Source organism: Streptomyces sp. NRRL F-6676 (genome assembly GCF_000725625.1).
GTDB lineage: Bacteria > Actinomycetota > Actinomycetes > Streptomycetales > Streptomycetaceae > Streptomyces.
The window spans coordinates 80995-91363 of the sequence record NZ_JOHS01000021.1 but is presented as its reverse complement, the minus strand read 5'-3'; the positions used below and the strand labels follow the sequence as shown (position 1 = coordinate 91363).

General features: G+C 74.9%; 7 protein-coding genes. 3 read left to right on the top strand and 4 right to left on the bottom strand.

Annotated features, from left to right (window positions below):
* Positions 1 to 73: 73 nt before the first annotated feature.
* Positions 74 to 697, bottom strand: coding sequence for an HAD family hydrolase (locus IO29_RS15980; protein ID WP_199806884.1), 624 nt, complete (start codon positions 695 to 697; stop codon positions 74 to 76).
* A gap of 27 nt (positions 698 to 724) precedes the next feature.
* Positions 725 to 3289, bottom strand: a complete 2565-nt coding sequence (locus IO29_RS15975; RefSeq protein WP_030380131.1) for a helicase-associated domain-containing protein — start codon at positions 3287 to 3289, stop codon at positions 725 to 727.
* Positions 3290 to 3438: 149 nt separating this feature from the next.
* Between IO29_RS15975 and IO29_RS15970 the strand changes: the two genes are divergently transcribed.
* From IO29_RS15970 to IO29_RS15955, 3 genes are all read left to right on the top strand, one after another.
* Positions 3439 to 5088 (top strand): DNA repair helicase XPB, encoded by a 1650-nt coding sequence (locus tag IO29_RS15970; RefSeq protein WP_030380130.1) that lies wholly within the window; start codon positions 3439 to 3441, stop codon positions 5086 to 5088.
* A 55-nt stretch (positions 5089 to 5143) separates the two neighbouring features.
* Positions 5144 to 6190: a ribonuclease H family protein gene (locus IO29_RS15965; RefSeq protein ID WP_030380129.1), complete on the top strand. Its 1047-nt coding sequence runs from the start codon at positions 5144 to 5146 to the stop codon at positions 6188 to 6190.
* A gap of 624 nt (positions 6191 to 6814) precedes the next feature.
* On the top strand, positions 6815 to 8896 hold the full coding sequence (locus IO29_RS15955) for a HelD family protein (RefSeq protein WP_030380127.1): 2082 nt from the start codon (positions 6815 to 6817) through the stop codon (positions 8894 to 8896).
* Between the two features lie 205 nt (positions 8897 to 9101).
* Here IO29_RS15955 and IO29_RS15950 read toward each other — a convergent pair whose 3' ends face one another.
* Complete coding sequence (locus IO29_RS15950; protein ID WP_030380126.1) at positions 9102 to 9413, bottom strand: hypothetical protein; 312 nt, start codon at positions 9411 to 9413, stop codon at positions 9102 to 9104.
* A gap of 101 nt (positions 9414 to 9514) precedes the next feature.
* Entirely contained in the window at positions 9515 to 10204 is a 690-nt protein-coding gene (locus tag IO29_RS15945; protein ID WP_030380125.1) for a copper homeostasis protein CutC, read from the bottom strand.
* Positions 10205 to 10369 lie beyond the last annotated feature (165 nt).

The window sequence follows — 10369 nt, the reverse complement described above, 5'->3', positions numbered from 1 at the left end:
CCACGGGGGGCCTGGGGGCGGAGCCCCCGGGTAAGGGACGGGACGGGTAGGGGCGGCGGGGGCGAGAAAACCCTCAGGCGGCCACCCGAACGTACTCGCCCAGCCACCCCGCGAACTCCGTCAGGTCCGCGAGGACCACATCCGCCCCGGCCCCCCGCAACTCCTCCACCCCGCACGGCCCCGTCGCCACCGCCACGGACAACGCCCCCGCCGCCCGCGCCCCCCGCACGTCCCCCACGTGATCGCCCACATAGACCCCCGCCCCGTGCGCGACCAACGCCTCCGCCTTCCGCTCCGCCCACAACCCCCCGACCACCTCGTCCGGCTCGATCCCGAGATGCGACAGATGCAGCCGCGCATTGGGCTCGTACTTCGCCGTCACGACGACCGCCCGCCCCCCGGCCCCCCGCACCGCCGCGATCGCCTCCCGCGCCCCCGCCATCGCGAGCGTCGGCGCGACGGCGTACTCGGGGTAGATCGACCGGTACAGCTCGGCCACGTCGTCCACCCGCTCCGCCGGGAACCAGTGCGCCAGCTCCTCCTCCAGCGGCGGCCCGAGCCGCGTGACCGCGAGGTCGGCGTCGATGTACGTCTCCGTACGGGCGGACAGCTCGCGGTAGCAGGCGCGGATCCCCGGCCGGGAGTCGATCAACGTCATGTCCAGGTCGAAGCCGACGATCGGCGCAGAGGAGGTCATGCCCCCCATCCTCGCAAAGTGCCCCGGTCAGTCCTCCGCCAGCTCCGCCACCCCCGTCACCCGGTGCAGCGGATACGTACGGACCTCGTCGGCCGTGTGGTCGTAGGCCGTGACGAAACCGCCCTCCACCTTGACCGGGGCGATGACGCGCTGGCTGGCGGTGCCCTCGGCGTTGACGTAGCCGATCCAGAGGGAGTCCCCGGTGAGGACGGCCGCCTGCATCGTGGCGAGCGTCTCGGCGGCGGAGGTACGCGGCAGGGCACCGGACGCCCCGGCACCGGCCGAACCACCGGAACCGTCGGAAGCGGCGGAACCCGCGGTTCCGTCCGGACCGGGTCGGCGCGCGGCCGTGGACGCCCGGTCGCCCGCGCGGATGGCGCGCACGGCCGCCGCGAGCAGGGTGGCGTCCGGCACCGGCGGCCCGTCCGGCACCGGCTCGGGCGCGGTGCGCGCAGGCGTGCGGTGGGCGTCGGCGCGGGTGATGAGCACGTCGCCCTCGGCGGACTCGGCGGCGGGCGCGTAGCCCATGGCCCGCAGCCCCTCCAGGAGGGCCGCCGGGTCGACCGCCGAGGCCAGCACGGTCGGGGCGAGCGCGCGCAGCCGCAGCCCCGCCGACCGTTTGTCGGCGAGGATCTCGCGCAGCAGCGCGTCGTCGTCGCACCGCACGTACGCCGAGGCCGCGCCCACCCGCAGCTGCCCGTGCCGGCGGGCCACGTCGTCGATGAGGTAGGCGAGCGGTTGCGGCACCGGCGTACGGGAGTGCTCGGCGAGGAAGGCGTGCAGGTCGGAGGCGGTACGGCCGGCGTCGAGGGCGCGGCGTACGGAGGCGGGGGTGAAGCGGTAGACGGTGGCGCCGCCCTTGGACTCGACGTCGGCCAGGACGCCGAGCACGTCGGCGAGCGGGCGCTGGAGCGGGCCGGGGGCGACGGCGGTCAGGTCGGCCTGGAGCAGCACGTGGTCGAGCGGCTCGGGCAGGAGCGGGGCGAGCAACCGGGCGGCACCGGCAGCGGCGGCGGACCGCTCCGCGGGGGTACCGGCAGCGGCGGCGGACCGCTCCCCCGAGGCCCCGGCGTCGGCGACGGACCCGGCGGGCGCCAGCAGCGCGCGCCCGTGGGCCGACAGCGCGCCCCGCCCCGTCACCCCCAGCTGCTCCGCCTCCGTCAGCGTCCACCGGGCGAGGCGGGCGCGCAGGTCGTCGGCGCCGGCGCGGTCGCCGCGCGAGGGCCGCTCCCAGGCGAGCCGGGCCAGCAGGGAATCGGGGTCGGGCGCGGCGCCCACCGGCAGCCCGGCCAGCAGGGCGAGGACCCGCTGCCGCACCTCGGGGGCGACCGAGCGGTCGAGCCCCGGGCCGAGCGCGGCGAGCGACCGGTCCTTCGCGTCCCGTCCGCCGACCAGGCCCGCCGTCCGCGTCGCCGACAGCCAGGCGGTGACGAGCAGGGTCCAGCGCTCGGCGGCGGGCAGCCGCAGCCAGTCGTCGTACGCGGGCGTGGGCGCGTACCGCTCGTCGGCCTCGCCGTCGGAGGCGAGCAGCCCGGCCGCGTAGGCCAGTTCGAGCCAGAACGCGGCGACCGGTTCGGACACGTCCAGGGTGACGGCGGTCCGCTTGAGGTCCCGCACGCTCAGGCCGCCCGCGCGCAGCACGGCGGGGCCGCCGCCGTCCCACGCCTTCAGCAGCTCCTCGACGGTGGTCAGCGCGGTGTACGCCTGCCCGGCCGCCGTCGCGTCCACCACCTGTGGACGGTGGGTGGCGGCCGTGGCGGGCGCGGGCGGCAGCGGCTCCGGCTCCCGGTGCGCGCGGCCGGCCCGTAGATGCAGGGCGACCTCGCGGGGCAGTACGACGGTGCCGGGTGCGGTGGGCAGCAGCAGGCCGCGGTCGAGCAGTGCGCGCAGGCGGGGCGCGGGGTCGGCGGTGACCTGGCCGTAGGGCGGGCCCCAGAGCAGCCGGGAGAGGACGTCGAGGGAGTCGGCGGGGACGTCGTCCAGGAGCGCGGACATGCGGGCGCGGTCGGTGAACAGGGCGGTGAGCGCGGCGGTCGCGGAGACCGTGTCGGCGGTCGCGGGCAGCCCGACGGCGGCGACGATCTCCTGCATCCGCCCCGGCGACATCCCGGCGGCGGCCTCGGCGACGGTCGGACCGAGCCCGGTCGCGGAGGGGTGCTGCGGGGAGGGCGCGAGAAGCTCACGAGCGGTACGGACGAGGCGCAGACGATCGTCCGCTCCCCACAGAAGCGCCTGCTCGCGAAGCGTGGCGACGGCGCCGGGCAGGGCACGCTCGATGTCGGCATCGCCGTCGTCACCGGCCATGAGGACGCGGAGCGTGTCGTACGACGCCGGATCGGCCGCGACGGCCAGGGCCTGTGCCGTCTGCAACGCGAACCGGTCCAGCCGCTCCAGGGCCCGCACGACACTGGCCCGGGTGGCGGCCCGCGTGGCGAGCTGAGTGAGATCGGCGGGAACGGGGGTGACGAGGTCGGGTCGGGTGCGGAGCAGGCTCGAGAGCGCCGCGTCCGGACGCCCCCGAAGATCCTCGGCGAGGGAGCGGGGCGGTGCGGGGGCGGTCCCCGGCTCCGCCGGGTGGTCCTCGGTGCTCATCCGGTCAACGGTAGCGGGTGGTGGTGACGGGAGGGGGTGGGTGCGCGGGGTGGCTGGACTTCTCGCGCAGTTCCCCGCCCCCCTTACGGGGCGCGATGCTGCACACTGGACGATTGGCCACGGGGACAGCGTCGGACGGAGACACACAGGTGAACGGACCACTGATCGTCCAGTCGGACAAGACACTGCTGCTGGAGGTCGACCACGAGCGGGCGGACGCCTGCCGCCGCGCCATCGCCCCCTTCGCCGAACTGGAACGCGCCCCCGAACACATCCACACCTACCGCGTCACCCCCCTCGGCCTCTGGAACGCCCGCGCGGCCGGCCACGACGCGGAGCAGGTCGTCGACGCCCTCGTCGAGTACAGCCGCTACCCCGTCCCGCACGCCCTCCTCGTCGACATCGCCGAGACGATGGACCGCTACGGCCGCCTGACCCTCAGCAAGCACCCCGCCCACGGCCTCGTCCTGACCACCACCGACCGCCCGGTCCTGGAGGAGGTCCTGAAGTCGAAGCGGATCGCCCCCCTCGTCGGCACCCGCATCGACCCGGACACCGTCGCCGTCCACCCCTCCGAACGCGGCCAGATCAAGCAGACGCTGCTCAAGCTGGGCTGGCCCGCCGAGGACCTCGCCGGATACGTCGACGGCGAGGCGCACCCCATCGAGCTGGTGGAGGACGGCTGGGCGCTGCGCCCGTACCAGAAGCAGGCGGTGGAGAACTTCTGGCACGGCGGCAGCGGCGTCGTCGTCCTGCCCTGCGGCGCCGGGAAGACGCTGGTCGGCGCCGGTTCGATGGCGCAGGCGAAGTCGACGACGCTGATCCTGGTGACCAACACCGTCTCCGCCCGGCAGTGGAAGCACGAGCTGGTGAAGCGGACGTCGCTGACCGAGGACGAGATCGGCGAGTACAGCGGGACGAAGAAGGAGATCCGCCCCGTCACCATCGCCACGTACCAGGTGCTGACGACGAGGCGGAAGGGCGTCTACCCGCACCTCGAACTGTTCGACTCCCGGGACTGGGGCCTGATCCTCTACGACGAGGTCCACCTGCTGCCCGCCCCGGTGTTCAAGTTCACCGCCGACCTCCAGGCCCGCCGCCGGCTCGGCCTGACCGCGACGCTCGTCCGGGAGGACGGCCGCGAGTCGGACGTGTTCTCCCTCATCGGCCCGAAGCGGTTCGACGCGCCCTGGAAGGAGATCGAGGCGCAGGGCTACATCGCGCCCGCCGACTGCGTCGAGGTACGGGTCAACCTCACCGACGCCGAGCGGCTCGCCTACGCCACGGCCGAGACGGAGGAGAAGTACCGCTTCTGCGCCACCACGGCGACGAAGCGGAAGGTGACCGAGGCGATCGTGCGCCGGTTCGCCGGGCAGCAGATCCTCGTCATCGGCCAGTACATCGACCAGCTCGACGAGCTCGGCGAGCATCTGAACGCCCCCGTCATCAAGGGCGAGACCACCAACACCCAGCGCGAGAAGCTCTTCGACGCGTTCCGCAGCGGCGAGATCAGCGTGCTGGTGGTGTCCAAGGTGGCCAACTTCTCCATCGACCTGCCGGAGGCGACGGTCGCCGTGCAGGTCTCGGGCACCTTCGGCTCCCGCCAGGAGGAGGCGCAGCGCCTCGGCCGGGTGCTGCGCCCGAAGGCCGACGGCCACCAGGCCCACTTCTACTCGGTCGTCGCCCGCGACACCCTCGACCAGGACTTCGCCGCCCACCGCCAGCGCTTCCTGGCCGAACAGGGGTACGCCTACCGGATCGTCGACGCCGACGAACTCCTCACGGAGGAGGGGCGCTGACGGGCGCGGTACTGTCGTTGCCGCGAGGTTTCGGCGCCTGCCCCCGGAGGGGTTCGTGGGGATTGAGAGTGACCAGGTCGTCTACGAGTATCTGAGCCGGGTCGCGGATCTGGCGCAGCGGCAGCTGCCGTCGGCGGACCGGATGCGGCTGGTGGCCGGGTTGCGGGACGAGATCGACCGGCGGCGCGGGCGGACCGCCGTCGACAGTCCGGCCGCCGTGCGCCGCATCATCGACCGCCTTGGCAGCCCGGACGCGGTGGTGGCCGCGGCGGGCGGCTCACCGGGGGTGGCGGCCGAGCCGCCGGCGTCGGTGCCGGTGCAGCGGGCGGAGGGGCCGGAGCCGTCGGGGCCGGCGGCCGGGAAGCGGCTGCGGAAGGTGCTGCCGCGGCCCCGGTCGGGCGGCGGCAAGGACGCGGGGGCCGCCGTGCCGGGGGCGCCGTCCGCGCCGCCCTCCGTCCCCGCCGATCCGCGTGCGCCCTCGCCGCCGCATCTCGCGGGGACGCACGAGCTGGGCGACACGCGGGGAGCGCCGCCGGACTGGTGGCGCAAGGAGGTCGGTTCCTTCGACCTCGGTGACAGCGTGCCGGGGTTCGTGGGCGGGGTGGAGATCCCGGAGCTGCTGCGAGCGCCGGGGGCGTCCGGCGCGTCCGGTGCGTCCGGCGCGCCCAAGGCGCCGGAGGCGCCTGCCGTGCCCGCCGCGCCCGGTGAACCCGTCGCCGCGCCCACCGAGAAGGCCGCACGGCGCGCGCGCCTCCCCCGTCTCAGCGGCCGGCAGAACCCGTTGCTCCTGTTCGCCGCCGTGCTGCTCGTCGTCGGCGCGGTGCTCGGCAGCTGGATCGCGCTGGGGCTCGGCTGGATCATCGCCTACGCGTCACGGCGGCTGACGCCGGCGGAGGTGAAGTGGGCGGTCATGGTGCTGCCGGGCACGGTCGTCGCGGCGGGAGCGGTATGGCTCTGGGGCCGGTCCGAGGGCCGCTGGGGCGAGGCCATCGCCAAGGGCCACATGAACGACGCGGTCGCCGAGACCTGGCCGTGGGTGGTACGGGGCGCGGCGGTGGCGTCGGCCCTGTATGTGGCATGGCGGTCGCAGAAGAGTCGGTGACGGTTCGTGGGCGGGTGGGGGTGCGGGCCGACCGTGGTTGCCCGCGCTCCTTGTGAGCGCGTCAGGCGACTGCGGGCCCACGGGGTCAATGCCGCCGCCGAACCCCCGCTCCCGTCTCCTCCCCGTACTCCCCCAGAAGCACCACATCGAGCGCGGCCCCGGCGAGCGCCCCCACCGCCCGCACCGCATCACCCAACCGGCGCCGGGAACGAACCGCCCCGTGCGCCATCGCCTGCGAAGTCCGCTGCCCGGAAGCCGGGGAAAAGGTCGCTGCACTCATGCCTCCAGGGTGCGCGCGCGGACCTCCCGTCCGCATCGCCCTCCGGAGGGAGTCCACCCCTCCACCCCGGTGCCAGACGAACACCCTCGCCCTACACCTCAGGGTGGACGGATCCCCTACGCCGGTAGTAGGGGCCGGCCCCCACCCCGCGGAAATAACCATTCGCCCATCACCGCCCCCGTCACCTACAATCCCCTCTCTCCCCCGCCTCCTTCCCGGAGCGCCGCCGCCCGGACGGAAACCGGACGGCAGACGGTGCCCCCGGCACCGCCGACCGCACCGCAGAGCCCGCACGCGACAGCCGGCCGTCCCGGTACCCCGGTACCCCCGGCCGGCCCACCGTCATGCCCCGGAGGCAACCGCCCGTGTCCACCCCGCCCGTCCCACCCACCACCCCCGACGCGGACCCGCTCACCCGCGAACGCGCCCACCTCACCCGCTCCCGCGCCGCCCTCCGCGCGATGCGTGAGGACGTCCAGGCGCTGGACATCAAGAACGTCACCGCGAACTGGGTCAACACCGTCGCCCTCGCCCATCAGATCGACGAGCGGATCAAGGCGCTCGCCGACCTCAAGGACACCCCCCTCTTCTTCGGCCGCCTCGACTACCTGCACTCGCCCGGCGCCGAGCAGGCCGAGGGCGCGGCGGGCGAACAGTTCTACATCGGGCGCCGGCACGTCCACGACACCGACGGCGACCCCATGGTGATCGACTGGCGCGCCCCCGTCTCGCAGCCGTTCTACCGCGCCTCGAAGCAGGACCCGCAGGACATCGCGCTGCGCCGCCGCTTCGGCTACACCGGCGGCGACCTCACCGCGTACGAGGACGAGCACCTCTCCGACCCGGCGGAGGCGGCCGCCACCAGCAGACTGCTCCAGCAGGAGATCGAGCGCCCGCGCGTCGGCCCGATGCGCGACATCGTCGCGACGATCCAGCCGGAGCAGGACGAGATCGTCCGGTCGGGGCTGGCCGCCAGCCTGTGCGTGCAGGGCGGCCCCGGCACCGGAAAGACCGCCGTCGGCCTGCACCGCGTCGCCTACCTCCTCTACGCCCACCGCGAGCGCCTGGCCCGCACCGGCACCCTCGTCATCGGCCCGAACCGCTCCTTCCTGCACTACATCGAGCAGGTGCTGCCGGCCCTCGGCGAACTGGAGGTGCGGCAGGCGACGGTGGACGACCTGGTCGCGCACGTCGAGGTGCGCGGCACGGACGGCGCCGCCGCGGCCGTGGTCAAGGGCGACGCCCGGATGGCCGAGGTGCTGCGCCGGGCCCTGTACTCGCACGTGACGATGCCCACCGAACCGGTGGTCGTCGTCCGCGGCTCCCGCCGCTGGCGCGTACCGGCGTACGAACTACAGGAGCTGGTCCAGGAGTTGCTGGACCGGGACATCCGCTACGGCGCCGCCCGCGAGGCGTTGCCGCAGCGCATCGCGCACGCCGTGCTCGTCCAGATGGAACGCTCCGGGGAGGCCCCGGACGACCGTGTGCAGGACTCCGTCGCCCGCAACGCGGCGGTGAAGGCGGCCGTGAAGGCCGTCTGGCCGCCGGTCGAACCGGCCAGGCTGGTCCTCCGTCTGCTCACCGACGCCGACTTCCTCGCCGCGCACGCCGACGGCATCCTCGACGAGGCCGAGCAGAAGGAGATCCTCTGGAGCCGGCCGGTGCGGTCGGCGAAGTCGGCGAAGTGGTCGGCGGCGGACGCCGTGCTGATCGACGAGGCGACGGACCTGGTCCAGCGCACGCACTCGCTCGGCCATGTCGTCCTGGACGAGGCGCAGGACCTCTCCCCGATGCAGTACCGCGCGGTGGGCCGCCGCTGCACGACCGGTTCGGCGACCGTCCTGGGCGACCTGGCGCAGGGCACCACCCCCTGGGCGACGCGGAGTTGGCAGGAGGCCCTGACCCACCTCGGCAAACAGGACGCGCTGATCGAGGAGTTGACGGCGGGCTTCCGCGTCCCCACCGACGTCATCACCTACGCCTCCCGCCTCCTCCCGCACATCGCACCCGGGTTGACCCCGGTCGCGTCGGTACGGGAGAACCCCGGCACGTTCGAGATCCGGCGGTCGGCCGGGGACGCGGACGTGCTCGCGGCCTGCCGGGACGCGCTGGCCAACGAGGGTTCGACGGGCCTGATCGCCGCCGACACCCGCATCCCGGCCCTGGCCGAGGCCCTGGACGCGGCGGGCCTCCCGCATCTGGCCCCCGGCGAGGAGACCACCCCCGACGTCCGCCTCACCCTGGTCCCGGCCTCCCTCGCCAAGGGCCTGGAGTACGACTACGTGGTCCTCGACGAGCCCGGCGCCATCGTCGACGCCGAACCCGACGACCGCACCGGCCTGCGCCGCCTGTACGTCTGCCTGACCCGCGCGGTCTCCGGCCTGACGATCACGCACGCGGCGGAGCTGCCCGAACAGCTGGGGTGACGGGGCCGGGGGCGGCCGTCACGCCGGCGCGATGCTCCAGGAGGCACGCGACTCGACGTACAGCAGGCCGGGCCCGCGCGGCGCGGTGGCCGTCGCGTCGAAGCAGCCCTCGCCTTCGAGCAACGCTCAACACCCCCGCCATGCCGTCGGCCGTGGCGGTGGTCGTAGCCGCGTGGACGGTCTGACGGGAGCGGGGCTCGGCGGCTCAGGCCTTCCCCCGCTCCCCGGCCTTCCGCTCCCCGGCCCCACGCTCGTCTGCCGCACGCTCCCGCGTCGCCCGGCCGCGGAAGCGTTCCAGCACGGCGCCGCCCAGGAGTACGAGCCCGATGCAGACGGCCTTGCCCGCGCCGTAGCCGGCGGCCGGGTTGTCCGAGCCGCCGGACGGCCAGACGTACAGCCACAACAGCCATCCGACACCGACGGCGACCAGCACCGCGGCCCCCACCGGCCCGGTCCCCCACCACCAGGGAGCCTGGGGGTGGTGCACTTCGTCCCGCTCGCGTTCGTCGTCCGCCATGCCCGCCTCCGTCTCCCCATGGATCAAGAAAGACGTCCGTCACGCTCTCCCCGGTTCCCGGGGCCCCAGGGGCGAGGGGTGGGACGTGGGCGCGCGCGGCCCTACCCGTCCAGCGCCGTCCGCCACCGCCGTACCGCCTCCGCCGACACCGGGCCCCGCCAGCCCTCCGGGCGGGCCGCGCCGCCGATGTGGAAGGCGTCGATGCCGGCCGTGCGCAGGGTGGGGACGTGGGTGAGGGTGAGGCCGCCGCCGGCCATGAGGCGTTGGGTGTAGCCGGGTTCGCCCTGTCGTGCGGCCTCGGCGCACAGGGTCGGCAGGCCGTCGGCGACGCCGGCCGCCGAGCCCGCGCTGAGGTAGGTGTCGAGGCCGGGCAGGTCGGCGAGGAGCTTGCGCAGGCCGGCGCGGTCGGCGGCGCGGTCGATCGCGCGGTGGAACGTCCAGCGGCAGTCGGCCAGTTCGGCCACCAGCAGCTCGATGACGGCCAGGTCGGGGCCGCCGGCCCCGTCGAGGAACCCGAGGACGAACTCGTCCGCGCCCGCCTCCCGCAGCCCCCGCGCGGCGGCCACGAGCGGCGCCGGGTCACCGGCCGCGAAGCCGTCCGCGAGGCGCAGCATCACGCGCAGCGGGAGGTCGACGGCGGCGCGGATGCCGGCGAAGGTCGCGACCGGCGGGGTCAAGCCGTCGGCGGCCATGTCGGCGACCAGTTCGAGGCGGTCCGCGCCTCCTGCCTGGGCGGCGACCGCGTCCTCGGCGTCGAGCGCGATCACCTCCAGGACTGCACGCTTGCTCATGAATCCTCGATTCCCGAGATGGCCGAGAGGGCCGAAGCAATCAAGACCTACCGGGCCGGCACCAACAGGTCTAGTCCAATTACAGCCTATAGTCCTGCCGGCGTCCCCCGCGCCCCCGCCCTCCCCCCGTTGTGGCGCAGGTCACGGGAACCCCGCCCCGGGTGC

Excerpts from the sequence above, each read along its gene's own strand:
- IO29_RS15975 (WP_030380131.1), bottom strand. The coding sequence starts at position 3,289 with ATGAGCACCGAGGACCACCCGGCGGAGCCGGGGACCGCCCCCGCACCG.
- IO29_RS15950 (WP_030380126.1), bottom strand. The coding sequence starts at position 9,413 with ATGGCGGACGACGAACGCGAGCGGGACGAAGTGCACCACCCCCAGGCT.
- IO29_RS15945 (WP_030380125.1), bottom strand. The coding sequence starts at position 10,204 with ATGAGCAAGCGTGCAGTCCTGGAGGTGATCGCGCTCGACGCCGAGGAC.
- IO29_RS15980 (WP_199806884.1), bottom strand. The coding sequence starts at position 697 with ATGACCTCCTCTGCGCCGATCGTCGGCTTCGACCTGGACATGACGTTG.
- IO29_RS15955 (WP_030380127.1), top strand. The coding sequence starts at position 6,815 with ATGCCCCGGAGGCAACCGCCCGTGTCCACCCCGCCCGTCCCACCCACC.